Source organism: Nocardia sp. NPDC003963 (genome assembly GCF_053605105.1).
In genome coordinates, this window is the sequence record NZ_JBSGIP010000029.1 from 1 (window position 1) to 26542 (window position 26542).

A 26542-nucleotide genomic window follows, 5' to 3' on the forward strand; every position below is an offset into this window, starting at 1 on the left:
GTTCAGGCCTCGAAGCGCATGCGCCGAAGGCGCGAGTCTCGAGGCCTGAACGGCGGGACACCAGGGGGCCTCGACCCCGCGCCGCCGAAGGCGGCGCCAAAAAACACAGCCTCGACCCCGCGCGCCGAAGGCGCGCAAATAAGCACAGTAAGGTTCTGCTGTGGTTTCGACCGAGTCCGACGACGTTGTGCAGGATCGCCGTACCCGTTTACTCGCGGCGGCCGCTATTACCCTGGGTCGGCTCTCCGATGTGCTCACTCCGCTGGGAGAGATGTTCGCCGCGCGCGGGTTCCAGCTCTATCTGGTGGGCGGCAGTGTGCGCGACGCTGTGCTGGGGCGGCTCGGGACCGATCTGGACTTCACCACCGACGCGCGACCGGAGCAGGTGCAGGAGATACTGCGCGGCTGGGCCGATCAGCTGTGGGACACCGGAGGGCTGGCGTTCGGGACGGTGAGCGCCGCCAAGAACGGGCAGCAACTGGAGATCACCACATTCCGTAGCGATACCTACGACCGGGTTTCGCGCAATCCGCAGGTCAGCTTCGGTGACACCTTGGAGGGTGATCTGGTCCGGCGGGATTTCACGGTGAACGCGATGGCCGTGCGGATCGCGGTGGACGGATCGCTGGAATTCGTGGACCCGCTGGACGGTATGGCGGCGCTGCTGGAGGGGGTCCTGGATACACCCGCCGCTCCGGAGGACTCCTTCGACGACGACCCGCTCCGGATGCTGCGAGCGGCTCGTTTCGTCTCGCAGCTCGGTTTCGACGCCCACCCTCGGGTCCGGGACGCGATCGCCGAGATGGCGCCGGAGATCGATCGGATCACTGCGGAGCGGGTGCGGACCGAGCTGGACAAACTGATCGGCGGAGCGCATCCGATCGACGGCATCAACATGATGTGTGAAACGGGTCTGGCCCAGCGGGTGCTGCCCGAGGTGCCGGAGATGAAACTGGAGATCGACGAGCATCACCAGCACAAAGACGTCTACTGGCATTCGCTGACGGTGCTGGATCAGGCGATCGACCAAGAAGAGGGCGATCCCGACCTGGTGCTGCGCTGGGCCGCTCTGCTGCACGACATCGGTAAACCCGATACCAAGCGTAACGAGCCCGGCGGCGGGGTGAGCTTCCATCACCACGAGGTGGTGGGTGCCAAGATGGTGCGCAAGCGGATGCGCGCGCTGAAGTATCCGAAGCAGTTCACCGAGGATGTCGCCCGCCTGGTGTTCCTGCATCTGCGATTCCACGGCTACGGCAAGGGCCAGTGGACCGATTCCGCCGTCCGCCGCTATGTCACCGATGCCGGAGAACTGTTACCCCGCCTGCACAAGCTCGTCCGGGCCGACTGCACCACCCGGAACAAGCGCCGGGCGGCTGCCCTGCGGTCCACCTACGACGATCTCGAGGTACGGATCGCGCGATTGCAGGAGCAGGAGGATCTCGCCCGGGTGCGGCCGGATCTGGACGGCAACGCGATCATGGAACTGCTGGGGCTGCCGCCGGGGCCGGAGGTCGGCCGGGCATGGCGATATCTGAAAGAGCTGCGTCTCGATCACGGTCCGCTCACCCGGGACGAAGCCGAGCGGGCACTCGAACAGTGGTGGCAGACCCAGAAATGAACCGGCCGGTCAGAATACGATGAGCGTGGTTCCGGCCACGATCGCCGAACGGATCTGAGCCAGGTCGAACGACGCGCGCAGCGGTGCCAGTTCGATCCGGAACCGCACCAGCGCGCCGTCCCGCACAGCCCACCGCACCCGGGCGCCCCGGGGCAACTCCCCCATCGGGATGGGGTCCATGGTGCGCCATCGCCGGGGTACCGGCAGGCCGGCCCAGGTGGCGCGACGGACCGCGAGGCGCAGCACATCGTCGGTCACCGAGGCGTCGAGTTCGGCGGTGATGCGTTTGCGCCGATGCGCCGTCCGGATGAGACCCGATTCGGTGACCGACAGTTCCCATTCCCGCTGCCGGTCGGCGAGCCAGTCCACCACTGTGTCCAGGCCGACCGTGCCTTCGATATCGATCCGGCCGGTGCGGACCCGGGTGGGCACGCCGGGGACCAGTCGCACCTCGTGCGAGACGACGGTGACCTCGTCGATGGACCGTTCGTCCCAGCGCAGTTCCCGCAGGACGGCCTTGGTCTGGAAATGCGCGCCGCGCCGGCGCACCTTCAGCGTGTCCAGGGTGCCGGTCAGCCGATGGCCGAGCAGTGTCGCGCTGATCTCCTGACCGCCGAACCGGCTCAGAATTCCTTCGCTCAGCACGGTGAGCAGCGTGTCCGGTAGCAGCGCGGTGACGGTTCCGGCCCCGAGATCGGCCATCGGTTCCATCCAGGCGGTGGTATAGCCGATCCACTGTTCCAGCCCGGTCTGCTCGAACAGTCGTCTGCCGAGGTCGACGGCCCGCAGTGCGGAGAGCGGGGAAGCCGATCGCGGATCGGGGTAGGCGGTCATGATCAGCTGCCAGCCTACTGGGCCGACCGGCCCGCGACCGTGCGAAGTCGTTCAGGTCACTTCCGGTGTCCGGGCCCAGCGATAGACCCGGCCTCGCTCAATGAGCCCGAATGCCGTCGAGTTCGGGTAGGTTCGTTCCGGCAATGGGACTCGACGCAAGATCGCGAAAAGTTGTGTCCGGGGTCGTGCCGGATACCCGGCCCGGTCGTATCGGGCTGGTCTTCCTCGGATTGGTACTCGCGGGGTACGTCGTCGTCCCGGTACCTGCTCGTTCCGCACCGTTCCCGTGGGCTCCGCCACCGGTGAACGCCTGTGGCGAAACCGGTTTCGACCCGCTGGCCCGGGAACCCGATCCGTCGGCGCCGCCCGCGCCGCCGCTGCAGATCCCCCCGCGGATCGATATCCCGGTACCGGTGCCGCAACTGCAACCGGTACCGGTGCCCGATCCGCCGCCCGACAACACGCGGATCACGCCGGAACCGCTACCCGCCGACCCCTGTCGGAATCCGTGTCCCGATATCCGTGACACACCGAAACCCCCGGAACCGGCCCCGGAACCCGGAGGACCGCCGACTCCCGAAGCTCCGGACAGCGGTTCGGCGGGTGGTAGCGGGGCGGGCAGTGGATCCGGTTCCGGTGTTCCGTGGCGACTGCCCGAGATCCGGATCAATCCAGAGATCGAACCCATCCCCTACCCCGTGCCCGGCGGCGAGGGAGTTCCCGCGCAACCGGCGCCGCCGCAGGTGGTGCATCCGGCCGAGCCCGGTCCGGTCGCGCCCCCGGTCGCGCCCCCGCGGGTCGAATCGGTGCGGCTGGTCGAGCAGCTCACCGGGCACGGTTCGCCGAACCGGACCGATATGCGCTGGCAGGTCGACGGCACCGATCTGGGGTTGATGTGGGAGACGAAACCGGGTGAGGTCGCGGTGGTCTTCGGTGACACCTTCGGCAAGGGCTGGTCGGCCGGCGGCGTGGGCGGTCCCGACGACGACTGGCGCAGCAATGTGCTGGGTTACAGCACCGATCGCGATCTCTCCGACGGACTGTCCCTGGACACGATGGTCCAGGACAGTCGCTGTCATGCCGCCGAACTGCTCGGTAGTCGCAAGATCAAGAACTGGGAGACCACCACCATCCCGACATCCGGTTTCGCGCTGGACGGCCGGCAGTACCTCAGCTTCATGTCGGTGAACAGGTGGAGCCGGATACCCGGTATGTGGTTGACCAATTTCGGCGGTATCGCCTACTCCGACGACAACGGCAGTACCTGGGTGAAGGACCAGCACGCCCGGTGGGAGAACCTGTTCGGGCTCGGGCGGTTCCAGGTGGCGGCCATGGTGCCGCACGGGGATCACGTCTATATGTTCGGTACACCGAACGGCCGGGTGGGCGTGATCGGTCTGGCCCGGGTCCCGAAGGACGAGGTACTGAACAAAACGGCGTATCAGTACTGGGTGGGCGGCACCTGGGCGCCCGCGGCGGAGAATCTGGCGACACCTCTGGTGGCGGGTATCGCCAGCGAACTGTCGGTACGGGTCGATCCGGAGACCGGGCAGTGGCAGATGAGTTATCTGGATTCCGCGCGTGGCGCGATCGTCCTGCGGACCGCCGCCGATCCACAGGGAACCTGGACCGAACCGGTCCAGCTCGTATCGACCGCCGACTACCCCAAGGGCTACGGGGGTTTCCTCCACCCGTGGTCCACCTCGCGGGACCTGTATTTCACGCTGTCGTCCTGGGATTCCTACAACGTCTATCTCCTGCACGCCCAGCTGACGCCGCCGGGCGGGGCGCCCACCTCGTGACGGATACGGACGCGCGGATTCAGCGGGGCCCCGTCGTACGGCGGAACCGGATCAGCTGACCGGGACGGGCCTGCGCCATCCGGTCGATATCGGCGTCGGCGACCACCGCGATCACCGGATAGCCGCCGGTGATGGGATGGTCGGCGAGGAAGACCACCGGTTGCCCACTGGGCGGGACCTGCACCGATCCGAGCGCCATACCCTCGGTGGCGAGTTCGTCGGCCGAGATCCGTTGCAGCGGAGGTCCATCGGCCCGGTCCAGGCGCGCGCCGATGCGGTCGGTATCGGCGCTCACCGTCCAGCACCCGGTGAACAGGGCGGACGGGTCGGTGAACCAGTCGTCACGTGGTCCGGGCAGTGCGTGGATCTCCAGCGTTCCGGGTGGTGGGGGCTGCGGTGCCTGCTCGATATTCGGCCACTCGCCCAGTGGTGGACCGATGGGGACGGATTCCCCGCCGCGCAGGGGTGGCGGGCCGATACCGGACAGCGTGTCGTAGCTGCGCGAACCCAGGACCGGTGCGATGTCCAGACCCCCGCGTACCCCGATATAGCTACGCAGCCCGGTCCGGGTGAAACCGAGCCGCAGGCGCCGGCCGGGTTCGAGATGCAGCACGCTCGCATGCCCCACCGGGGTCCCGTCGACGGTGGCCGGCGCCGGGGCGCCGGTGACCGCCACCAGCAGCGGGCTTTCGGCGCGCAGCGTCAATCCGCCCAGCAGGACCTCGATCCCGGCCGCCCCCTGCGGGTTTCCCACCAGGCGGTTCGCCAGTCGCAGGGCGCCGCGGTCCGCCGCTCCGGCGGGGCCGACTCCGGAACCGAACCAGCCCGGGCGCCCCAGATCCTGGACGGTGGCCGACGGTCCGACCTGCTCGATCACGATCACGGCACGGCGTCCACATCGACGAACCGCACCCGGGCGCCGGCGTGTACCAGCGCGGGCGGGTCGCGGCCGGTATCCCACATGGTCAGGTCGGTGGTGCCGATGAGCTGCCAGCCGCCCGGGGTCTCGCGCGGGTACACCGCCGAATAGGCACCGGCCAGTCCTACCGATCCGGCCGGTATCCGGGTGCGCGCTGTGTCCCGGCGGGCGATCGACGACTGCCAGCCGGTGGCGGTCAGATATCCGAACCCGGGTGCGAAACCGACGAAGGCGCAGTGCCATATCGCCGCGGTATGTGCGGAAACCACCTGATCCGGACGTATTTCGAGCATTTCGGCCACGGTGTCGAGGTCGGGACCGTCGTAGCGCACCGGGATTCGTACGGGTTCGGTTGCGGTGGTGAATGTTCCACGGGAAACATCGCCTTCCGCCGCGTCCACTCCGGCGACGATCTGCTCCAGCTCCCGGCGTGCCCGGGGCGCCGAATGTACCGAATCCAAGGTGATCAGAACGGTTTCCGCGGCCGGCAGGATATCCACCAGCCCCGAGACGGTTCGTCCGGACAATGCCGCGACCAGTTGTCCGACTCGATCCGGATCGGCCGCGGTGAGCAGAAAGGCCCGGTCGCCCGCGCTCCGTATCGTCGCCGCCGGGTCGGTTTCCCGGATCTGTGGCGGTCGTGACAACTCCACGTCACCTCGTTCCGCTCGTTCAGATGAAGGACGCCACCGCGATCCCGGCATCCGCCAGCGCGGCCCGGATCCGCCGGGCCATCCCGACCGCCGCCGGAGTATCGCCGTGTACGCAGATACTGTCGGGCGAGACCGCCACGGTACCGCCTCCGTGCGCCACTCGGGCGGTACCGGTCTCCGCCAGTGATACCGCCTGGGCGACGGCCGTATCGGTGTCGAGTACAGCGCCCGGGGTTCCCCGGGCCGCCAGACCGCCTTCCGCGGTATAGGCCCGATCGGCGAACCCCTCGCTCACGAACGGCGTCCCCGCCGCCAACGCGGACTTCTCCAGGTGCGTGCCCGCGGGGCCGAGCAGTGCGAGAACGGGGTCGTAGTCGCGGAGCGCTCCGACCACGGCATCGGCGAGCGCCGCATCCGCAGCCGCCGCGTGGTACAACGCGCCGTGCGGTTTCACATATCGCACCCGGTCCCCGGCGGCGCGGGCGAAACCGTCCAGGGCGCCGATCTGATAGAGCGTCTCGTCGCGCAGTTCGTTGGGTGGTACGGCCATGGCCCGGCGGCCGAACCCGGCCAGGTCCCGGTATCCGATATGCGCCCCGATACGCACCCCCTTCTCCACCGCCCGAACGCAGGTTCGCCGCATGATGAACGGGTCACCGGCATGGAAACCGCAGGCGATGTTCGCGCTGGTCACGATATCCAGCATGGCGGTGTCCTCGCCCATCGCCCACGCCCCGAAACCCTCGCCGAGGTCACTGTTGAGGTCGAGTCCCATCGCGCCTCCTTCCGGCTCTCTCCTTCATTGTTCACGGTAAGAGCGCGCGCGGATCAATCCGATGCGCCGGTCGGCGGCCGGATCCGTCTGCGGTTGTTGAGCAGCAGTGCGACGATTCCCGCGCCGTAACACCCCGCCCCGGCCAGTACCACGACCGGTGATCTGCCGTCCGCCGGGACGACCAGCGCCGTCGCCGCCACCGCCAGCACGAAGGCGATATTGAACACGGTGTCCTGGAGGGCGAAAACCTGCCCGCGCCGGTCGTCGGGGATATCCATCTGCATGGCGGCGTCACCGGTGAGTTTGATCGTCTGCCCCGCGAGACCCAGCAGGAAAGCCCCGGCGAGCAGGAGTTGATGGGCTCGGTGCACGGTGTCGGCGGAATGGGTGAGGGCGGTCGGGAGAACCAATGCCAGCTGTACCGCGATCGCGCAGGACAGGGCGAGCAGTATCGTCCGCGGCCGGCCCAGCCGCGGAATGAGCAGCGGTGTCAGCAGCGCCGCCAGCAGCATCCCGGCGGCGGTGGCCGTGATCGCGACACCGAAGCCGATCAGCCCGCTGTCCACCGCCGCGCCGTGCGACGGTGACTCCCGCAGCACCAGCACCATGACGAGAGTGTTGGCGCCGAACACGATTCGATGGGTTCCGATCCCGATCATGGCGGTCGATACATCGACCGACCGCCGGACCGCACGCGCGCCCACCACCAATCCGGCCAGTACCGCCCGGATCGCGCCCGATACGTCGTCGGGTCCCGATTCCGGACCCAGCGTGCGGGGCCGGAAACCGGCCGTGAGCACTACTCCGGCCACCGAACCGCTCACACTCAGCGCCACGGCCACCGCCGATCCGGCATCCCCGGCGCCGACCGCGCCGATCACCGCCACCGCGGTCCCCGCACCCGCGGCCGCGCAGGCCGAACCCACCGTGGCGAGAACGGAGTTGGCCGGTACCAGCCGATGTTGCGCCAGTACCCGCGGCAGCGCCGCCGAGACACCGGCGGCGGTGAACCGGCTGATACCGACCACCGCGAGGGCCAGCAGCAGCAACGGGCTCGCCGCGGCGCCGGCGAGCAGCCCGAGTGCCACGGCGGCGATCAGCAGACCGCGCATCAGATTCGCGACCAGCAGGACCAGTCGTCGATCCCACCGGTCCAGCAGGGCGCCCGCGTACGGTCCGATCAGTGAATAGGGCAGCAGCAGTACGGCGAAACCGGCCGCGACAGCGAGCGGATCGGTTTCGCGCTCGGGGTTGAACAGGATCGCGCCGGACAACGCGGCCTGGAACATACCGTCACCGAACTGGCTCGTGAATCGCACCAGGGTCAGCCGGATCGCGCCGGGGCTCTCGGCTATCGCGGTGCGCAGGGCTCTCAGATCGTGTCTGCGCCCGCCTCCCCCGGGTGTCCGGTCCGTGGTGGTGGGTTCGGGTGCAGAGCTGGACACCGCCGCGACGCTACCCGCCCCGCAGTCCGGGGGGCATTCCGGCCGGTCCGGGGATCCGTTCGGTGATCAGCAGGTCGACGGCCTCACGCATATCCGGGGCCATCGGCAGGGTGCCCAGCGCACCGGCGTCTATCCAGGCGTAATCGTCGTGCTCGTCCGGGTCCAGCGTTATCCCGCCGGGTTCGGCCTCGGCCAGGAAGCTGAATTTGCGCACCTTGGGTTTGGTCCGGGTGGCGTAGTCGAACCAGCCGAGGAAATCGGTGATGCGGCTGGCCACCAGCCCGGTCTCCTCGAGCAGTTCCCGCGCCACCCCCTCGGTGAGCGACTCCCCGGATTCGACCCCACCACCGGGCAGCTCGTACATACCGCCGAGATAGTCGCCCGGCACCCGGCGCACCACCAGCAGTTTTCCATCCCGGAACACCGCGACACCGACGACCAGGTCGGTGACGCCGTCGCGCCGCGCGGCGGCGAGCAGCCGCTGCTCGGTTCGCGCGAGTGTTTCGGGGCGCATCTTCCACCTCCCGGTTCCTTGTCTCCATTTTCGATGAACACGTGCCACACCGCTATTACCGCCCCCGTTCCTCACCAGCCGTTCACCGCGAGGTCGCTCGCGTAAAATGCCGAGAGCGGACAATCGACCAGGTCGTGGTATCGCCGAGGTACTACATACGGGAAAGGTAATTGTGCCCGAGCCGGAAAGGAGTCGTGCGATGTCCACGCTGCCGACGCCGCATATCGATGTACATCGTGCGGGTGATCGTATGAAAACCCGGATATCCTGGCTCGATTCCAAGCATTCGTTCTCCTTCGGCGCGCACTACGACCCCGAGAACACCCATCACGGTCTGTTGCTGGTGAACAATGACGATATCGTTCTTCCCGGCCAGGGCTTCGACACACATCCGCACCGCGATATGGAAATTGTGACCTGGGTGCTGGAGGGTTCCCTGGTTCACCAGGATTCGCTCGGTCACAACGGGGTCATCTATCCGGGGCTCGCGCAGCGGATGAGCGCCGGAACCGGAATCCGGCATTCGGAGAAGAACGATTCCTGGCGGGTCGAGGGCAACCGGCCCGAACACGAGGATCCGGTGCATTTCGTGCAGATGTGGGTGTTGCCCGACGAACCCGGCATCGAGCCGGGCTACCAGCAACTCGAGATCGACGACCAGCTGGCCGCCGGTGGGCTGGTGACCGTGGCGTCCGGGCTGCCGCGATACCGCGACCGCACCGCCATCGCCATCAACAGTTCGCATTCGGCACTGCACGTGGCGAAGCTGGCGCCGGAGGGGCAGCCGACGGTGCAGCTGCCCGAAGCGCCCTACGTGCACGTATTCGTGGCGCGCGGGGCGATCGAGATGGAGGGTGTGGGCCTGCTGGACGCGGGTGACGCGGTGCGCCTGACCTTTTCCGGCGGCCAGCGCCTCACGGCGCGGGAACCGGCCGAAGTGCTGATCTGGGAGATGCATGCCCGGCTCGGGGCCGGGTAACGTCCGAAAAGTCCGGATAGGGTCGACCCGAACGGTACAGGCCCTCGACAATGATATGCGGACCGAGATCGCCGCACATCATCCGCGGGGTCTCGACCAGCTCAGCCGAGGAGGAACGTATGTCCTACCCACCGCCCCCGGGCTACCCCGAGCCGGGATCCTATCCCGGCCCCGGCGGGCAGCCCGAGTACTGGCAGGAGTCACCGAAGCGCAAAGGGATGGCGATCGCCGCGCTGGTTCTCGGCATCCTCGGCATTCTGAGCTTCTGGACGATCGTCGGCGGTATCCTCTTCGGTCTTATCGCTGTCATCCTCGGTCTGATCGCCCTGGTGAAGGCCAATCGCGGTACCGGCGGCGGCGGGATCATGGCGGCGATCGGCCTGGTCCTGGGCGTACTTTCGCTGATCGGCGGAATCGTGATCGCCATCGTCGGCTGGGGAATCTGGGAGGAATCGGGTGGCCGCGATTTCTATGACTGCGTGAGCAAGGCGAACGGCGACCAGACCGCCATCTCGCAATGCGAGGACGAGTTCAAACAGCGCATCGACGATCAGTACGGTGTGACGATCGTTCCCCCGGAGCCGACCAACTGAGCGGAAGGGCCGGGCGTACATCCCGCCCGGCCCCGTCCGGCACCGGCATACTGGGTTGTGTGACTTCCGACGTGACCAGCCCCTCCGGTATCGATCTGACCCATCTCGCCCCGGCTGTCCGGGTGCAGGACGACCTGTTCACGCATGTCAACGGCGCCTGGCTGGCCGGGTACGAGATCCCGGCCGACCGGGCGGTGGACGGCGCGTTCCGCAAGCTCTACGACCGGGCGGAGCTCGACGTCCAGGAGATCATCCGGAACGCCGCGGGTGAGCCCGGCAGCGATGCCCGCAAGATCGCCGACCTCTTCGCCTCGTTCATGGATACCGACACCGTCGAATCGCTGGGCCTGACGCCGATCGTCGAAGAACTGGCGGCGCTCGCGCGGACCACCGACCGCGGTGAGTTCGCCGGACTGCTCGGCCGGTTGCAGCGCGTCGGGGTCTCCGGTGCGGTCGCAGTCTACGTCGATACCGACGACAAGAATTCGCAGCGGTACCTCGTCCACGCGACCCAGTCCGGTATCGGCCTGCCCGACGAGTCCTACTACCGTTCCGGCGAATACGCCGAGGTGCGCGAACGCTATATCGCGCATATCGATCGGATGTTCGCCCTGGTCGCGGCCGATCCGCGGGTCGCGGAGCTGGTGCCCGCGGGACCGGTGGGCGCCCGGGTGTTCGAGCTCGAACGCAAACTCGCGGCCGGGCACTGGGATGTGGTGCGTCGCCGCGACGCCGAATTGAGCTACAACCTCACGAATTTCGCCGATCTGGTGGCCGCGGATCCCGAGTTCGACTGGACCGCCTGGGCCGACGGCCTCGCCGAGGGCGTATCGGCCGGCGGGCCGGAATTCCTGGCCGAACTGGTCGTCCGGCAACCGGATTACCTGCGGACCTTCGCGCAGCTGTGGGCGTCGGAACCCCTGGAGGAGTGGCGACTGTGGGCCCAGTGGCGGGTATTGCGCTCCCGGGCTCCCTATCTCACCGACGTGGTGGTGGAGGAGAGCTTCGATTTCTACGGCCGCACGCTGACCGGAGCTCAGGAGAACCGCGAACGCTGGAAGCGCGGGGTTTCGCTGGTCCAGGATCTACTCGGCGAGGCCGTGGGCAAACTGTATGTGGCCGAGCATTTCCCACCCGAGGCGAAAACGGCGATGGTGCGTCTGGTGGACAACCTGCGCGAAGCCTATCGCCGCAATATCGCCGAGCTGGAGTGGATGAGTCCGGCGACCCGGCAGGCGGCGCTGGCCAAGCTGGAGAAGTTCACCCCCAAGATCGGCTACCCGGACCGCTGGCGCGACTACTCGGCGATCACGGTGACCCCGGCCGATCTGGTCGGGAACTATCGCCGCGGCTACGCCGTCGAACACGATCGTGACCTGAACAAACTCGGTGGCCCGGTGGATCGCGACGAGTGGTTCATGACGCCACAGACGGTGAACGCGTACTACAACCCGGGAATGAACGAGATCGTCTTCCCGGCCGCCATCCTGCAGCCGCCGTTCTTCGATATGAACGCCGACGACGCCGCCAACTACGGCGGGATCGGGGCGGTGATCGGGCACGAGATCGGGCACGGGTTCGACGATCAGGGTGCCAAGTACGACGGCGACGGCAATATGGTGGATTGGTGGACCGATACCGATCGCGCCGAGTTCGGTAAGCGCACACGCGCGCTGATCGACCAGTACGACGTGCTCTCACCTGCCGAATTGTCCGCCGACCACACCGTCAACGGTGAATTCACGATCGGCGAGAACATCGGCGATCTGGGCGGACTGTCCATTGCCCTGCAGGCCTACCGGATATCGCTGGACGGACAGGAAGCCCCGGTGATCGACGGCCTGACCGGGCTGCAGCGAGTGTTCTTCGGCTGGGCGCAGGTCTGGCGGACCAAAGCGCGGCCCGAGGAAGCGATCCGCCGGCTCGCGGTGGACCCGCATTCCCCCGCGGAATTCCGCTGCAACGCGGTGGTCCGCAATATCGACGCCTTCCACGAAGCCTTCGACCTGACCCCCGACGACGCCCTCTACCTGGCACCCGAGGAGCGGGTCAAGATCTGGTAATTGTCACCCCGTAGCGACGACATGGCCCCGCCCGTAACATGCGGGCGGGGCCACGTCGGTCCTGCTTTCTACAGTCGGCCTGTACTGAGGCCGGGTGCCTACCCCCAGGATTTGCTCGCCGAGCCGCCTTGCCCGACGCAACTCACCTGAGTCGAGTCCTACGAGACAGCTCAAAGGGTCGAGGCCCGTCCCGCCCCTCGGCCGGAGGTGCTCAACGGCCACGTTCCGTGAATGGCCGACCGCACGTCGCATGAGCCGAAAGCGCGAGTCTCGAGGCCTGAACGGCGGGACATCGGGGGCCTCGATCCCGCGGCGCCGAAAACACCTCTCAGTTCCAGTCGCCCAGGCCGTCACCGGCGTTCAGGGTGCCGCCCTGAGTGTTCTGTACGACCACGGCGTCACCCTTCTTGACGTTGTCGTAGAACCATTTGGCATCCTCGGTGCTCACATTGAGGCAGCCGTGGCTGGTGTTCGCGTAGCCCTGCGAACCGACCGACCACGGCGCGGCGTGGACGAAGATGCCGCTGTTGGAGATCCGGGTCGCGTATTCGACGTCGAGCTTGTAGCCCTCGGGCGCGTCGATCGGGACTCCGTAGGTCGAAGAGTCCATCACCATTTCGCGTTTCTGCTCACCGACGATGTAGGTGCCGTTGGGCGTTTCGTGGTCCACCTTGCCCATCGAGGTGGGCATGGTGCGTACGACCTCGCCGTTACGGGTCACGGTGATCATCTTGGTGTTGTCGTCGGCGGTGGCGATCACGGCGTCGCCCACATGGAAGGCGCTGCGGGTGCCGCCCGCCTCCACTACGACGTCGCTCTGCGCGGGCCAGAACTCGTTCGGCCGCCAGCGCACCTGCTTATCGCTCCACCAGTAGAAATGGCCGGCTACCTCGTTCGACGAGGTGATCTCGATGGCGCGTTCGGCGGCGGCCCGATCGTCGACCGGATCCTTGAAGTTGATGATGATCGGCTGCGCGATGCCGACCTCTTCACCTTCGGAGGGGTTGACGGCGGGCGGCGCGAAGTTCGCCACCGGCGGGGCGGGCTCGGTGACCCCGGCTCCGGCTGCCGAGCCCGAGGGCAGGCTGGGCAGAGCGTAGGCGGGCGCAGTGGCCACGGTGGTTGCCGCGGCGATCGCGGCCGTCAACAGGACACCCTGCCGGAGTCGCTGCGAAGTGCGGCGACCGGCCGGCAGCGACCCGGTGTTGTTGAAGACATGCATAAGAGTGTTCGTCCGTCCGTTTCGACTCTGGAGCGTACGGGGCCGGTGGGCCGCCGATACGTCCTTCGGAGCACTCCGGCGAAGTATTCGCGGAGTTCTGTGGAGCCCCTCCACGGCCCGCGCCGGCTCGTGAGCTTCTCGAGAGGTCGTCCGCGTGCCGCTCGGTCGTGGAGTTGTGGAGCGGTCCCGACGGGCTGTCGCGCATCGCGGAAGCCGACTGAGGTTCCAGCTGATGCGCCTCCGCTCCGAGTTCCTTCGTACTGCCTCGACGAAGTCGTGACCAGTCCTGGTTTCCGTTACATAGCTGTTATGCATCATCGGTGCGACTCGCCACGCTCCCCCGCCGGGGTGTCCGACGGCCCACCGGACACCCGGTGTGCCGGGGATTCCTGTTCGGGCGGTGCGCCCGGATGGACCGTGGGTGATCTGCGTTACCAAACCTGTTGATGACATATGTCACGCCGCTGCGCGCTGCGCGTACCCGGCCGTTCTTTCCGCGCGGAGGTGACTCCCCGTGGGCGGTGTCAGCGGGGTCGACGCTCGCGCCGCCATGGTGTATTCATGGCGTGATATTGCTGGCGGAGCTGTAGTGAGGTTCGGATTCGACGCGGGAGCAGAGTTCGGCATCACAGCGGGAGGACTGTGCGTGTCTGGATGGACATCATCTCGATTGACGGTGGCGATCGCCGGGGCCGCGGTGGCGGCCGGCCTGGCGGTCGCCGGTTGTAGTTCGACCATCGAGGGCCGGGCGCAACCGGTGACGGAGACCGGCACGGTGAACGCTGTCGATGTGACCGGCACCCCCGGTGCCGGTACGACCTCCTCACGCACCACCACCACGACCAGCGCGCCGACCACCACCCCGGAGGGTGGCGCTGTCGGTTTCGACGCCGAGGTCGGTGACTGCGTGACTCTCGGCGGAACTACCACCGACGCCAGTATCGAAGAGGCGTCCTGCGGTAGTACCGAGTCGAACTACAAGGTGATCGGCAAGGCCGAGCAGAGCAGTCAGTGCATCGGCGATGCCGACAACTACTACGCCGAGAGCCGCAACGGTATCGAGATGGGGGCGCTGTGCCTCGATATCGACTGGGTGGTCGGTGGCTGTATGGATGTCGGCGGCGGGACCACCGGCCCCGAGCGCATCGACTGCACCGAGACCTCGGCATCGGACGGGGTGAAGGTCGTCGCGATCGAGCAGGGTGCCACGGATGTCAACGCCTGCGGCGCGGGCAGCAGTGGATATGTGTATCCCGACCGTCGCTTCGTGGTCTGCGTCGAGGAACTCTGAAGTCCGGGTTCCCGGGTGCTGCCGTACACGCACCGGGCCCGGAATACGAAACGAGGCGGGCACCAGGGGTGCCCGCCTCCTTTCGTATCCGCAGTGTTCGCTAGACGGGCCGGAAGCCCGCTCCCACACTCTTCCGGTTGTCGATATCGCCGATGATGGTGGCCATATTGGTGCCGACCTCGGGGCCGAAGCACGCGATGGCGAGGTAGGCGTTCACCATGCCGACCAAGGTCGAACCGACGACGACCGGTGCGCCGGAATCGCCTTCCATCACACACATCTGCGACCAGGTCTCCATACTGCTGGCGAAGATGTCGCCGTATGCGATACCGCAGGTGTTGCCGGTGGTACGGCCTTCCTTGCAGACGATATTGGGGAACTGGGCCGGCGCGCCGATGCCGGTGATGCTCAGGTTGCCGACCCGGTTGACCGGGGTCACCCGGCCCGGATCGAATTCGAGTACCGCGTAGTCCAGGTCCTGGTTGGAGTAGACGAACCGCCCGAGCACGCCGGCTCCGGGGTCCTGTTCCGCATAGACCTCGTGTCCAGGTGTTCCGCAGTGTCCGGCGGTGAGGCCGACCAGTCTGCCGGCGCCGTCGTGGCCGATCGTGGTGAGCGTGCACTGGATCGCGTACTCGGACATCCGGCCGGGCTCGGAGGAGATGATGAGCCCCGAGCCACCACCGAGTACCGGCCGGCCCGGATCGGCCGCAGCCGCCCCGGTGCCGAGCAACGCCGTGCTCAGTGCGACGGCGAGGACGGCACTGGCCGCCTGGGCGAGTTTCCTGAACATATCCCTCCAGACCTCGAAGCCGCACGATATCAATGTGTGGCACCTCATCGTGGCAGCAACGGCCCCGACGCGCGCCCCGAGTAGCCGCTACCCGCGAGTTGGACTGCGCAACAAAGAGTTTCGGCTATTCGGTCGTGCATTCGGCCGGGGTGCTCAGCGTGCGGTGCGCACCGCACGAACTCCGGCCACGATAACCCTCGGAAGAATAGCCGAACGCTATTAATTGTCGCGGATTTGGCCGCGCGGGTCGAGTAACGGTCGAATCTCCACACCGCCGCGAAAGGGTTAATTTCCCGGAATACTCTCCGGTATTTAAGTGAACCACGGTTCGCACGGGTTCTCACCGTCTGCGCCACATTTAGCGCCGGTCAGCTGTATGTTCTTCCGGTGCCGCGGAACTCTCATTGGGATACTCACCAAGGAACGGGCGATAACTCAGTGGTCACGCCACAAAGTGATGAACATCTGTGACTGCGCTCACGCGCCTATGGTGTGTTCCGCACTACTACGTAGTAAGGTGCCTCAAGCAAACCAGCCGTCGGGGTAGGTAACCGACGTCGAGAGGGGTTAGTCAGTGCAGTCGACCAAGAGTCCACCAACAGGTTCTCGGTTGAGCGGAGCGGTCGAGTGGACGCGGGACTACTGGCGCGACCACCCCAGACGTTCTGTGGAGACGCTCGGCCGTCAGATGACCATGGCCGTCGAAGCCATTACCGAACTCGTGGTCAGTATTTTTCGCGGACGGTTTCCCGTAAACGAGTTCATCCGGCAGTGCGCGTTCATGGCCAATGTGGCCGCGGCGCCGACGCTCCTGGTGGCCATCCCGATCGGCGTTATCGTATCCATCCAGGTCGGCGCGGTCGCGCAGCAGGTCGGCGCCACTTCGTTCATCGGCGCGGCCAACGGCCTCGGCATCATTCAGCAGGGTGCGCCACTGGTCACCGTGTTGATGATCGCCGGCGCCGTCGGTTCCGCGATCTGCGCCGATCTCGGTTCCCGGACCATTCGCGAAGAAATCGATGCCATGAAAGTCATGGGTGTCGATCCGCTGCGCCGCCTCGTGGCACCCCGGCTCGGAGCCGCAATGCTGGTCAGCGTGTTGCTCTGCGGATTCGTAGTCTTCGTCGGATTTCTGACCGGATACATTTTCAATATTTTCGCCCAGGGTGGAACCCCGGGTTCGTATATCTCGACCTTCGCCTCTTTCGCGGTAACGCTCGATCTGCTTGTCGCGCTGGTGAAATCGCTGTTGTTCGGTCTCCTCGCCGCAATCATCGCCTGCGATACCGGACTGAACACCCGCGGTGGTCCGGGTGGTGTCGCCAACTCGGTGAATACCGCCGTTGTCATGTCCGCGGTGATGTTGTTCGGAGTGAATGTGATCTTCACCCAGGTGTACAACACTTTGTTCCCCCCACAGGTGGTGTGAGCCGGTGTCCGCAACCTATGTGCCCCCGCTGCTCAAACCCCTGCAGCAACTGCGAAATGCGGCCGGCGCACCGGTCGATATGCTGGCCCGGCTCGGGCATCAGGTGTTCTTCTTCCTGCGCTCGGTCGGCTCGATGCCGCTGGCGTTCAAGCAGTACCCCAAAGAAGTCTGGCGGCTGCTCTCGGACGTCACCTGGGGTAACGGCAACCTGATCGTCGGTGGCGGAACCATCGGCGTCGTACTCATCCTGAGCGCGTTCGGCGGAATGACCGTGGCCATCCAGGGCCACACCTCGCTCGATCTACTCGGCCTGAGTCCGATCACGGGTGCCATCTCGGCCTTCGCGACCACCCGTGAGCTCGGTCCGCTGCTCGCCGCCCTGGCCTTCGCGGCCCAGGCGGGCTGTCGTTTCACGGCTCAGCTCGGCGCCATGCGTATCTCCGAGGAGATAGACGCGCTCGAGTCGATCGCGATCCGCCCGCTGCCCTATCTGGTGAGCACCCGCATGATCGCCGCGATGATCACCATCCTGCCGCTGTACTGCCTGGGCCTGGCGATGGCCTACATCTCCTGCGCGCTGACCGTGCAGCTGATCGGCGGTACCGCCAGCGGAACCTATCAGCACTACTTCTATCAGTTCCTGATACCGACGGATGTGCTGTACTCGCTGCTCAAAGCGATCGTCTTCGTCGCCATCACGACCTTCATCCAGTGCTACTACGGCTTCTTCGCCTCCGGTGGTCCCGAGGGCGTGGGTGTCGCGGCCGGCCGCGCCATCAAGATGTGCATCATCGCCACCGTCTTCGTGGACCTCTTCATGACCTTGGCCATCTGGGGTGTCAACCCCGGCATCCGGATCTCGGGGTAGGCAATGATCATCGATCCCAGTGGGCGCGGGCCCACGATGAAGCAGTTGCTCATCGCGGGCGTCTGCGGCCTGATCGTCTTCGCGATCGTGCTCGGCTTCCTGATGGCCCGATACCAGGGCTATTTCGTGGAGAAAGTGAAGGTTACGGCCAACCTCACCACCACCGGTGACGGACTCCCCGAAGAGGCGGACGTCAAGTTCCGCGGGGTGCTGGTCGGTGCGGTCAAGAATGTCTCGGTCGCCGCCCAGGGCGAGCTGCAGCAGGTGAACATCGATCTGAAGCCCGAGTTCGCCGACGGCATCCCGGCCACGGTCACCGCTCGCGTGGTGCCCAGCAACCTGTTCGCCGTCACCTCGGTCGAGCTGGTCTACAACGGGCCCAACGCCGACCACCTCGACGAAGGTTCGGTCATCGAGGAAGACCGCAGCCAGGGCACCATCGCCCTGCAGGACACGCTGACCACGGTGCAGAACATCCTCGACGCCATCGATCCGATCCAGTTCGGCCGGGTGCTCGGCACCCTGTCCTACGCGCTGGACGGCAGCGGCCGGGTCCCCGGTTCGACCATCGAACGGCTCGACCGGTGGGTCACCTCGGTCGACGAGTCGATCCCGGATCTCGGTGTCTTCCTCGGCGATCTGTCGGGATCGGCGCACGCGCTCAACGAGTCGGCACCGGAACTGATGGATGTACTGGCCTCGTCGGTACAGACCGCGAGTACGATCGCCGACCGGCGTGCGGAACTGGTGAACGTGATCACCGGTGCCAGCAGTATGGCCGACCAGATCAACGATCTGTTCGCCCGTAACCCGAATGTCGGCAAGGAACTCACCGTCGGCATGAACCAGACCTTCGGTGCGCTGGCCGCGAACCCGTCCTCGATCACCAACGCGATCAGCAATCTGAACAGTTCCTCGCGCAAGCTGAACACGGTGTTCACCTGGGGGCCGCAGCGTCAGATGGTCTGGAACGCGGGCGTCACCTTCACCCCGTTCAACCCCAACACCGTGGCGGACTGCCCGCGCTACGGCGAGCTGGCCGGTCCGAGCTGTGGTACCGCGCCGGCGGTCGCCGATCCCGGGTACCTGCCCGAGCAGGTGAAACCGCGTCGGCTGCCGGCCGCCGACGGTCTGCCGATCATGCCGCCGCTGCCCGGCCTACCGGAGATCCCGGGGGTCACCACGCAGGCCGGGGCGCCCGCCCCGACCCAGGCGCAGGCCAACAACCCGTTCGCCGGTACGCCGCTGGAAGGGCTTTTCCCGCAGGGGTTGCCGCAGCTTCCGGGGCTGCCCGGCGCGCCGGCTCCGGCACCCGCCGCGCAGCCCGGTGAACAGCCGCAGAACCCGCCGGCCACTCCGGGTGCACCCGCGCCGGCCGCGGACAGCGGCACCGCCCCGGGCACCGGCGTTGTGCCCGCGGCCGCACCGATCACCTACGAGGGCGACGCCGCCGTGACGACTCTGCTCGGCCGGAAGCCGTCCTCGATGGAGTACCTGATGCTGAGTTCGATTCTGGAGGGCGGAACCCTGCGCGTGACCGAGGAGGCCGCCTCGTGAGGGGAGTTCGTAAACCGCTGATCGGGTTCGGCCTGTTCGCAGTGGTCTCGGTGCTGGTGACCGTGCTGGTGTGGAACACGCTGGCCCGCACGGTCGACGGTGGTACGAAATCGTATTCCGCGGTTTTCACCGATGTACTGGGGCTACGCGAGGGCGACGATGTCCGGATGGCGGGCGTGCGGGTCGGCAAGGTCGAGAAGATCGAGCTGACCGACGACCACAACGCCAAGGTCAGCTTCATCGTCCAGGACGACCAGACCCTGTTCGGCAACACCAAGGCGCTGGTCCGCTACCAGAACCTGATCGGTCAGCGCTATGTCGCGCTGGCGCCGGGCTCCGGCGGGGACGCGTCCCAGCTGCCGGATGACGGCAATATTCCCGTCGACCGCACCGAGCCCTCCTTCGATATCTCGGCGCTGCTCAACGGATTCCAGCCGCTGTTCGAGGTGCTCGAACCCGCGCAGGTGAACCGGCTCTCGGAGACCTTCATCCTCGCCCTGCAGGGCGACCGGGTGTCCTTGAGCTCGTTCATTACGCAGGCAGCCACCATGGCCACCGATTTCCAGCGGCGCGACGCCATCCTCAGTGATGTGATCACCAACCTCAGTGGCGTGATGGCCGGCCTGGCCAAACGAGGGGACGAATTGGAGACGCTGATAACCCAGACGCGGGCGCTGATCGGCGGGCTGTACGAGCAGGGACAGCAACTGCTCGGCTCGACCGAACAGATCGCGGGCGCGACCACCGCCCTCGTCGGCATGGTGGGCAATATCCAGCCGAAGCTGGACGCGGTACAGAATTCGACACGTGACGCTTTGACCCTGTTCCTGGCCAACGGCGCCAAACTGGATCAGGCCGCGATCGACCTGCCGTCCATCCTCGCCGACGCGGGCCGCTTCACCTCCGAAGGCGCGTACGCCAACGCCTATATCTGCCGGCTGGATGTATCGCTCTACGGTGTTCTCTTCCCGCGCGGCCTCTTCTCCCAGATCGGTGGAAACTCGCAATCGGCGGTGTGCCGGCCATGATGACCAAACTCAAGACCTGGTTCAACAACAATCGCTACTTCGGCCTCGGCATCATCGGCGTCATCGTCGTGGGTGTGCTGGTCCTGGCCTCTAGCGGATTCCGCAACCTCGGAATCGGTGAGCAGTCCATCGAGGCGGAGTTCGTCCAGTCCGCCGGTATCACCGTCGGTGACAAGGTCGACGTCGCCGGTGTTCCGGTGGGTCGCGTATCCGCCGCCGAACTCGAGGGCGATCATGTCCTGCTGACCCTCCAGGTCGACAACGATGTGAAGCTCGGCCCCGACGCGCGGGCCTCCATCAAGATGGCGACCCTGCTCGGTGCCCGCTATGTGGATCTGGATCCCGGTGACGGTTCGGGCCTGCCCGACGACCGGATCCCGAAGACCAACACCGCGGTCCCCTACGATCTCGCCGATGTGGTCACCAAGGGCACCCCGGAGTTCCAGGAACTCGATCCCGGCAAGCTCGCCGAATCGCTGAACCTGTTCAACGAGCAGTTGCAGGGTTCGCCGGAGCTGGTCGTGCAGTCGCTGGACAGTATCGGCGCGCTGGCCAAGGTGATCGACAACCGCAAAGACGATGTCGCGCAGCTGCTCAAGGATCTCGACCGGGTGACCACCATCCTGGCCGACAACCGCAACAGCACACTGCTGATCATCACCCAGGGCGAGGCCATCGCCTCGCGGGTGGTGGAACGCCAGCAACTGCTGCGGACTCTGCTCGACAATGTGGCCACGCTGACCGCGCAGTTGCAGGCGATCGGAGCACAGAACAACAACCAGTTCGGCAATACGCTCGACCAGCTGAACACTATGGCGACGGGTCTGCAGAAGAACAAGGACAACCTGGATCGGCTGCTGTCGATCATGCCGCCGTCGGTCCGGTACCTGGCCAATGCCTGGGGTAACGGCAACTACGCCGAGGTCGGTATTCCGTGGCTGTTCCCGGACAACTGGTTGTGCTTCGCCCAAGTCGCCGAAGGGTGCCAGGGATGATCATGAACAAGATCGGGATCGTGAAACGCGCCGCCCAGGCGTTGGTCATCGGGGTATCGGCGGTGGCGCTCGGTAGCTGCTCGGTGGTGAACAGCGTGACCGGCGGCGATCTCGAGATCACCGCCGATTTCGAGAACATCGCCGGCATGTTCGAGGGCAACCCGATCACCGTGCTCGGACTCGAAGTCGGCAAGGTCGACAAGATCGTGCCGCACGGCGATCTGGTCGAGGTCCATATGACCATCGACGGTGATGTGGAGATCCCGAAGGACGCCATGGCGGTGGTGGTCTCACCCTCCATCGTCACCGACCGGCATATCGAGATGACCCCGCGCTACGTCGAGGGCGACACTCTCCAGGACGGCGACCACCTGCCGCTGGAGCGTACCGACGTTCCGGTGGAGCTGGACACGATGCTCAAGACCATCGACAAATTCGCCGACGCACTCAAACCCCAGGAAGGCCAGGAGGGGATCGGGCCGCTGTCGGGCCGGGTGCTCTACCCGATGCTCAACGGCCAGGGCGCGAAGATGCGCGACACCCTCAACGCGCTGTCGAGTGCGCTGAAGGTCGGTGTCGACAACAAGGACCACATCTCGAACATCATCATCAAGCTCAACGAGCTGACCACGATGCTGGCCGAGAACGATCAGTCGGTCCGCGATTTCAGCAATCAGGCCACCCAGATGACCACCATGCTGGCCGAGCAGGCACCCGGCCTGCAGGCCACGCTCCAGCAGCTCTACGACTTCCTGAACAACACCAGTTCGGTGTTCGCGACTCATCAGGATCAGCTGGTGGACACGCTGACCAAGATGAACGGCGTGATCGACCAGTTGCGGGCGAACGCGCACGGCGTCACCGAGGTGGTCGACGTCGCACCGATGCTGCTGCAGAGCATCCACCGGTCGATGAACTACGAACAGGGCTACGTCCGGCTGCACGCGCTGATCGGCACGAACCTCGCGAACGGCGAGCTCATCAGCCTGTTCTGCGAACGGATACAGATGAAGTCCGACGGCTGCCGCACCGGCCGGCCCGAAGATTTCGGACCGGACTTCGGACTCACCGCCGCACTGCTGGGACTGACGAAATGATGCGAACGATCCGCCGAGCCCGCCGCGCCATGGCCGCCCTCGTGGCGGCCGGGACGGTGGTGCTGGCCTCCGGATGCGGTCTGAACGTGGAGGACATACCGCTGCCGAAACCCGGAATCGGCGGTGACACCTTCACGCTGAAAGCGGTATTCGAGAACGCGCTGAACCTGCCCGATCAGGCCAAGGTCAAGATCGGTGGTTCCGATGTCGGTGTCGTCACCAATATCGAAACCAAGAACTTCCAGGCCATCGTCGATATGCAGATCCGCAAGGATATCGACCTCCCGGTCGGCACCACCGCCGAACTCCGCCAGGCCACCCCGCTCGGCGATGTGTTCATCGCGGTGTCCAAACCGCCCACCGAACAGGACAGCCGACTACTCACCGACGGCGATACGCTGCCCATCGACAAGACTTCGGCCGGTGCGACAGTGGAGGAACTGCTGCTGTCGGTATCGCTGATGTTCAACGGCGGTGGTATCGCGCATCTGACCCGCCTGGGCACCGAACTGGACTCCATTGTCGGTGGACGCAGTGATCAGCTCGTGCATCTGGTCAACGAGATCACCGGTGTGGTGTCGAGTGTCAACGCCAACTCGGACCGGATCGACAGTGTGCTAGGTGAATTCAACGTACTGGCCGATACGCTCGACACCCGGCGGACCGAGCTCGGGCAGGTGGCCGACACCCTACCGGATATGATCGGCGCGATCGCCGAGAACAACCGGGCACTCGGCGACCTGCTCGGCAAGATCGCCACCACCAGCGCCGCGCTCGGTGACTACGCCGACACCACCGGTGGAGATCTGGCCGGCACGCTGGACAATCTGAACAATCTGATGGCGGCGCTCGCGGCGACCGGAGACAACTTCGGCGCACTGCTGGATGCCCTGCACGATCTGAAGGGGCCGGTGAACGCCACCTTCCGCGGCAGCAGCCTGGCCGCCCAGGTCAACGTCACCAACCTCGATATCGCGATGCTGACCGCGCCCGGCACCAGCCACTTCTACGATGTGCGCGATCTGCAGGACTTCGCGGGCAGCCTGATCCAGATCCTCCAGGTCGTGCAGTTCCGCGTAGGAGGCCAGTGATGTTGTCCAAGAACAAGATCCTGCTGTCGAATATAGGTCTGGTCCTGGCACTCCTGATCGGTGGCACCTATCTGCTGATCGACGTCATGCGGGTCAATCCGCTGCGCAGCACCTACACCGTCACCGTGAACCTCGACCGTTCGGGCGGTCTGCAACCCGGTAACGATGTCACCCTGCGCGGCTACCGCGTGGGCGAGGTGAGCAATCTCGAACTCGTCGGTGACGGCGCTGGGATCCAGGCGCGGGCCGAGATCGATTCGCGGTACGACATTCCGGTGGATACCGCGGTCGCGGTGCAGGCGCTGTCCGGTGCCGGTGAGCAGTACATCGATTTCCGGCCCGCCACCGATCAGGGCCCGTTCCTGACCGATGGTTCGGAGATCGACTTCGATCCGGAGCGCGTGAGCACTCCGGTCCCGGTGTCGTCGGTACTGGAGAACTCCAGCGATCTCATCGCCCAGGTGAACCCGGAACATTTCGCGGTGATCCTGAACGAGCTCGATACCGCGCTCAGCGGCGGACCCGACCAGCTGCGTTCGCTGATCGAAGGGGTCAGTCTGGTGACGGCGGGGATGGATTCGCTGCTGCCGCAGACCACGAATCTGATCACCAACCTGCGTACCATCGCGTCCACCACCTCACAGGCACAGCCGGACCTGGGTACGCTGACCGCCAATTCGCGGGTGCTGTTCGATCAGTTCAACAAGGCCAACGCCGAACTGATCAATGTGCTCGACCAGGCTCCGGGACAGTTCGCGGCCGTCACGGCGACCTTGGACAGCACCAGCGATCCGATCACCGCGCTCGCCGGCAACTTCCTCGCCCTCACCCGGGCGGCGCAGCTGCGCACGCCCGCACTGGCGGCGTTGTTCCCGGCGCTCGAGCTCGGCGGCGCGGCGCTCGGTGTACCCGCCCACGACAACGAGTTCCACACCATCCTCGATATCTGGTTCCGGCCGTACTGCCAGTACCAGTCCACTCCGGTGAAGACCCAGGTGGTGCAGGACGGCACCCTGCCGATGTGGAACTACTGCGACAGCCCGGGACCGGGTGAGCAGATCCGTGGCGCGGTGAACGCACCGCGACCGAACATCCCGAACAACGGCGCGACCATTCCGCCCGGGGTGGACCCGAACGAACGTACGCTGCCGCCCGTGCGGTAGAAGGACCGGTCGTCCGGCGCCGGGTGCGACGGTGCATACTCTCGCAGAGATGCCCGCCACACCCGGCGGTCGTTACCGACCGGTAGATCACGGCGCGTTTCCAGCCGCGCCGGAAAGGTGTGAACAGTACAGATGTCCTCAGAAAAACCCGTCTCCGACGCCTCGGAGCCGGAAGGCACCGGTGTGCCAGCGGACGCCGCGGCTGAGCACGCCACTTCCGGGAGCGATGAGAAAGACGCTGTGAGCAGCAGTGATAAGGCCGATTCCGGTGCGGCGGACACCGGTGATCCGGCGGCCACCGGCGAGGCCGGGAAGGCCGCCGCCGAATCGGCCGAAGACGCCACGAAATCGGCGCCCGCGGTGGATACGGACGCGGTGGGCGACGACGCGACCGTGCAGATCGACAAGGCCGCGGCGACGGCCGCGGCCGATACCACCACCGCCGATACGGAGAAGGTGGATTCCGGCGCCACGGTCGCCCTGAGCAAATCGGATGCCGGCGAATCCGCCGGGAAGGCCGATACCGAGCAGCAGCCGGACGCGGCCACCGAGAAGATTCCGGGGGCCGGGAAGAAGTCCGGCGCCGCCGCGACCACCGACTCCGGGAAATCGCCCGGCCGCCGCTCACCGTTCCCGCTGCCCGCGTTGATCGGTGCCGCGGTCGTGCTGGTCGCCGCACTGGTCGCGGTCGGGGTCTTCTTCTTCCTGGCCGGGAACGAGCAGGACGAACTGGACCGTCGCGCCGCGGCGACCAAGGCCGCCTGCGATTTCGGGAATACCTTCTCCACCTACACGGGGAAAGAGGTCGACGACTACCTGCAGCGCCTGGACCGGTCCGCCACCGGTGAGTGGAAGGATCTGGTATCCCAGATCGGCCCCGACCTGAAGACCCGGTTCGCGCAATCGCAGGTCAGCTCCAGCGCCCTCAGCGTGCAGTGCGGCTACGAGTCCGGATCCGGTGACGAGGCCCGCGTGGTCCTGGTCATCGACCAGCAGTTCACGACCGTGAACGTACCGCAGGAGCAGGGGCCGGGGCAGGTCAAGGTGGCGGCCGATGTCTCCATGCAGAAAGTCGACGGCACCTGGCTGGTCGCCGACTTCGACACACCGATGATGCAGCAGTAGTTGCAGCCGCGAGACGAACAGAAGTGAGGACTCGAAGCTATGGCTGAGAAGGAGACCGCGGCGACACCGGGCAACGACGACAAGTCCGGACTGCTGCCGGTGGTGGCCGCCTTCGTGGCGGGTGTGGTGCTGGTGGCGCTGGTCGCCGCCGGAGTCGTGTACTTCCGTGCGTTCCAGCAGAACCGGGCCGAGCTGGCCGCACAGGACCAGTCCACCAGCGCGGCCTGCGATTTCGCCCGCGCGACCAATACCTATGACTATCAGGGTGATCTGGACGGGTTCCTGCAGGCGATGAAGGACGGCGCCACCGACAATGTGGTGTCCTCGCTGGAGCAGAACTGGGATGTGATGCGCCAGTTGCTCACCGAGTCCAAAGTGAAATCCTGGGTCGACGATGTGACCTGTGGCTTCCAGTCCGGTGACGAGAAGACCGCGAAGGTCCTGGTCAATATCGGTCTCATGAAGACGAATTCGGTGACTCCCGAGCCCAAACGCCAGGACATCGCGGTGGTCGCGAATATGGAGAAGGACGGCGACCGCTGGATCGTGAACCAGTGGGAGCTGGCGATGCTGGGCGGCCTCGGTGGCCAGGGCGCGGCACAGGCACCGGCGGGACCCGCGCCGGCGGGACCCGCGCCGGCCGCGCCGGAGGGCGGACAGCCCGCTCCGGCGCCGGGCAACTGAC

At 66.2% G+C, this 26542-nt stretch carries 24 protein-coding genes; 16 read left to right on the top strand and 8 right to left on the bottom strand.

Going from position 1 to position 26542, the window contains the following annotated elements:
• The first annotated feature begins 160 nt into the window (after positions 1-160).
• Positions 161-1621 (top strand): CCA tRNA nucleotidyltransferase, encoded by a 1461-nt coding sequence (locus ACWEWT_RS28640; protein ID WP_452563567.1) that lies wholly within the window; start codon positions 161-163, stop codon positions 1619-1621.
• Between the two features lie 9 nt (positions 1622-1630).
• On the opposite strand, the gene ACWEWT_RS28645 is transcribed toward ACWEWT_RS28640, so the two are convergent.
• Complete coding sequence (locus ACWEWT_RS28645; RefSeq protein ID WP_452563569.1) at positions 1631-2455, bottom strand: hypothetical protein; 825 nt, start codon at positions 2453-2455, stop codon at positions 1631-1633.
• Between the two features lie 173 nt (positions 2456-2628).
• Here ACWEWT_RS28645 and ACWEWT_RS28650 point away from each other — a divergent pair, with 173 nt between their 5' ends.
• Positions 2629-4257, top strand: coding sequence for a DUF4185 domain-containing protein (locus ACWEWT_RS28650; protein ID WP_452563570.1), 1629 nt, complete (start codon positions 2629-2631; stop codon positions 4255-4257).
• A 19-nt stretch (positions 4258-4276) separates the two neighbouring features.
• Here the strand turns inward: ACWEWT_RS28650 and ACWEWT_RS28655 are convergent, their stop codons facing one another.
• From ACWEWT_RS28655 to ACWEWT_RS28675, 5 genes are all read right to left on the bottom strand, one after another.
• Entirely contained in the window at positions 4277-5140 is an 864-nt protein-coding gene (locus tag ACWEWT_RS28655) for a 5-oxoprolinase subunit C family protein (protein WP_452563572.1), read from the bottom strand.
• Positions 5137-5823 carry a 5-oxoprolinase subunit B family protein gene (locus tag ACWEWT_RS28660; RefSeq protein ID WP_452563574.1) on the bottom strand — a complete coding sequence of 229 codons (687 nt, stop codon included), beginning with the start codon at positions 5821-5823 and terminating at the stop codon, positions 5137-5139. Before ACWEWT_RS28660 ends, ACWEWT_RS28655 begins: the two co-directional genes overlap by 4 nt.
• Before the next feature lie 25 nt (positions 5824-5848).
• Positions 5849-6604 (bottom strand): LamB/YcsF family protein, encoded by a 756-nt coding sequence (locus tag ACWEWT_RS28665; protein ID WP_452563575.1) that lies wholly within the window; start codon positions 6602-6604, stop codon positions 5849-5851.
• A 53-nt stretch (positions 6605-6657) separates the two neighbouring features.
• On the bottom strand, positions 6658-7980 hold the full coding sequence (locus ACWEWT_RS28670) for an MFS transporter (protein ID WP_452563643.1): 1323 nt from the start codon (positions 7978-7980) through the stop codon (positions 6658-6660).
• Positions 7981-8059: 79 nt separating this feature from the next.
• Complete coding sequence (locus tag ACWEWT_RS28675; protein WP_452563577.1) at positions 8060-8563, bottom strand: NUDIX hydrolase; 504 nt, start codon at positions 8561-8563, stop codon at positions 8060-8062.
• Positions 8564-8762: 199 nt separating this feature from the next.
• On the opposite strand from ACWEWT_RS28675, the gene ACWEWT_RS28680 reads away from it, so the two are divergent.
• From ACWEWT_RS28680 to ACWEWT_RS28690, 3 genes are all read left to right on the top strand, one after another.
• Entirely contained in the window at positions 8763-9542 is a 780-nt protein-coding gene (locus ACWEWT_RS28680) for a pirin family protein (protein ID WP_452563578.1), read from the top strand.
• Between the two features lie 119 nt (positions 9543-9661).
• Positions 9662-10135, top strand: coding sequence for a DUF4190 domain-containing protein (locus ACWEWT_RS28685; RefSeq protein WP_452563579.1), 474 nt, complete (start codon positions 9662-9664; stop codon positions 10133-10135).
• Between the two features lie 59 nt (positions 10136-10194).
• Positions 10195-12198, top strand: coding sequence for a M13 family metallopeptidase (locus ACWEWT_RS28690; RefSeq protein ID WP_452563580.1), 2004 nt, complete (start codon positions 10195-10197; stop codon positions 12196-12198).
• 328 nt (positions 12199-12526) lie between these two features.
• On the opposite strand, the gene ACWEWT_RS28695 is transcribed toward ACWEWT_RS28690, so the two are convergent.
• Positions 12527-13420, bottom strand: coding sequence for a L,D-transpeptidase (locus tag ACWEWT_RS28695; protein WP_452563581.1), 894 nt, complete (start codon positions 13418-13420; stop codon positions 12527-12529).
• A gap of 670 nt (positions 13421-14090) precedes the next feature.
• Between ACWEWT_RS28695 and lppU the strand changes: the two genes are divergently transcribed.
• Positions 14091-14711: an LppU family putative lipoprotein gene (gene lppU, locus ACWEWT_RS28700; RefSeq protein ID WP_452563582.1), complete on the top strand. Its 621-nt coding sequence runs from the start codon at positions 14091-14093 to the stop codon at positions 14709-14711.
• Between the two features lie 100 nt (positions 14712-14811).
• Here the strand turns inward: lppU and ACWEWT_RS28705 are convergent, their stop codons facing one another.
• A complete protein-coding gene (locus ACWEWT_RS28705) occupies positions 14812-15504 on the bottom strand; it encodes a serine protease (RefSeq protein WP_452563583.1) in 693 nt (230 codons plus the stop codon).
• 610 nt (positions 15505-16114) lie between these two features.
• Between ACWEWT_RS28705 and ACWEWT_RS28710 the strand changes: the two genes are divergently transcribed.
• The 10 genes from ACWEWT_RS28710 to ACWEWT_RS28755 all read left to right on the top strand — a co-directional run bounded on the left by ACWEWT_RS28710 (position 16115) and on the right by ACWEWT_RS28755 (position 26541).
• Positions 16115-16933: an MlaE family ABC transporter permease gene (locus ACWEWT_RS28710; RefSeq protein WP_229718928.1), complete on the top strand. Its 819-nt coding sequence runs from the start codon at positions 16115-16117 to the stop codon at positions 16931-16933.
• A gap of 4 nt (positions 16934-16937) precedes the next feature.
• Positions 16938-17801 carry an MlaE family ABC transporter permease gene (locus ACWEWT_RS28715; RefSeq protein WP_058856987.1) on the top strand — a complete coding sequence of 288 codons (864 nt, stop codon included), beginning with the start codon at positions 16938-16940 and terminating at the stop codon, positions 17799-17801.
• Between the two features lie 3 nt (positions 17802-17804).
• Positions 17805-19358 (top strand): MlaD family protein, encoded by a 1554-nt coding sequence (locus tag ACWEWT_RS28720; protein WP_452563585.1) that lies wholly within the window; start codon positions 17805-17807, stop codon positions 19356-19358.
• Positions 19355-20386: an MCE family protein gene (locus ACWEWT_RS28725; protein ID WP_452563587.1), complete on the top strand. Its 1032-nt coding sequence runs from the start codon at positions 19355-19357 to the stop codon at positions 20384-20386. The genes ACWEWT_RS28720 and ACWEWT_RS28725 overlap by 4 nt, the downstream gene beginning before the upstream one ends.
• Positions 20386-21381: an MCE family protein gene (locus ACWEWT_RS28730; protein WP_452563645.1), complete on the top strand. Its 996-nt coding sequence runs from the start codon at positions 20386-20388 to the stop codon at positions 21379-21381. The genes ACWEWT_RS28725 and ACWEWT_RS28730 overlap by 1 nt, the downstream gene beginning before the upstream one ends.
• Positions 21378-22478, top strand: a complete 1101-nt coding sequence (locus tag ACWEWT_RS28735; RefSeq protein WP_452563588.1) for an MCE family protein — start codon at positions 21378-21380, stop codon at positions 22476-22478. The genes ACWEWT_RS28730 and ACWEWT_RS28735 overlap by 4 nt, the downstream gene beginning before the upstream one ends.
• Positions 22475-23569, top strand: coding sequence for an MCE family protein (locus ACWEWT_RS28740; protein ID WP_452563589.1), 1095 nt, complete (start codon positions 22475-22477; stop codon positions 23567-23569). Before ACWEWT_RS28735 ends, ACWEWT_RS28740 begins: the two co-directional genes overlap by 4 nt.
• Positions 23569-24732, top strand: coding sequence for an MlaD family protein (locus ACWEWT_RS28745; protein ID WP_452563590.1), 1164 nt, complete (start codon positions 23569-23571; stop codon positions 24730-24732). The genes ACWEWT_RS28740 and ACWEWT_RS28745 overlap by 1 nt, the downstream gene beginning before the upstream one ends.
• A gap of 240 nt (positions 24733-24972) precedes the next feature.
• Positions 24973-25857, top strand: a complete 885-nt coding sequence (locus ACWEWT_RS28750; protein ID WP_452563592.1) for a hypothetical protein — start codon at positions 24973-24975, stop codon at positions 25855-25857.
• A gap of 39 nt (positions 25858-25896) precedes the next feature.
• Complete coding sequence (locus ACWEWT_RS28755) at positions 25897-26541, top strand: hypothetical protein (protein ID WP_452563594.1); 645 nt, start codon at positions 25897-25899, stop codon at positions 26539-26541.
• Position 26542: the final 1 nt, after the last annotated feature.

Bases quoted from the DNA above. Each gene is read 5' to 3' on its own strand.
- ACWEWT_RS28685 (WP_452563579.1), top strand. From the start codon at position 9,662: ATGTCCTACCCACCGCCCCCGGGCTACCCCGAGCCGGGATCCTATCCC.
- ACWEWT_RS28755 (WP_452563594.1), top strand. From the start codon at position 25,897: ATGGCTGAGAAGGAGACCGCGGCGACACCGGGCAACGACGACAAGTCC.
- ACWEWT_RS28675 (WP_452563577.1), bottom strand. From the start codon at position 8,563: ATGCGCCCCGAAACACTCGCGCGAACCGAGCAGCGGCTGCTCGCCGCC.
- ACWEWT_RS28665 (WP_452563575.1), bottom strand. From the start codon at position 6,604: ATGGGACTCGACCTCAACAGTGACCTCGGCGAGGGTTTCGGGGCGTGG.
- ACWEWT_RS28705 (WP_452563583.1), bottom strand. From the start codon at position 15,504: ATGTTCAGGAAACTCGCCCAGGCGGCCAGTGCCGTCCTCGCCGTCGCA.
- ACWEWT_RS28645 (WP_452563569.1), bottom strand. From the start codon at position 2,455: ATGACCGCCTACCCCGATCCGCGATCGGCTTCCCCGCTCTCCGCACTG.
- ACWEWT_RS28680 (WP_452563578.1), top strand. From the start codon at position 8,763: ATGTCCACGCTGCCGACGCCGCATATCGATGTACATCGTGCGGGTGAT.
- ACWEWT_RS28730 (WP_452563645.1), top strand. From the start codon at position 20,386: ATGACCAAACTCAAGACCTGGTTCAACAACAATCGCTACTTCGGCCTC.
- ACWEWT_RS28720 (WP_452563585.1), top strand. From the start codon at position 17,805: ATGATCATCGATCCCAGTGGGCGCGGGCCCACGATGAAGCAGTTGCTC.
- ACWEWT_RS28740 (WP_452563589.1), top strand. From the start codon at position 22,475: ATGATGCGAACGATCCGCCGAGCCCGCCGCGCCATGGCCGCCCTCGTG.
- ACWEWT_RS28735 (WP_452563588.1), top strand. From the start codon at position 21,378: ATGATCATGAACAAGATCGGGATCGTGAAACGCGCCGCCCAGGCGTTG.
- ACWEWT_RS28745 (WP_452563590.1), top strand. From the start codon at position 23,569: ATGTTGTCCAAGAACAAGATCCTGCTGTCGAATATAGGTCTGGTCCTG.
- ACWEWT_RS28695 (WP_452563581.1), bottom strand. From the start codon at position 13,420: ATGCATGTCTTCAACAACACCGGGTCGCTGCCGGCCGGTCGCCGCACT.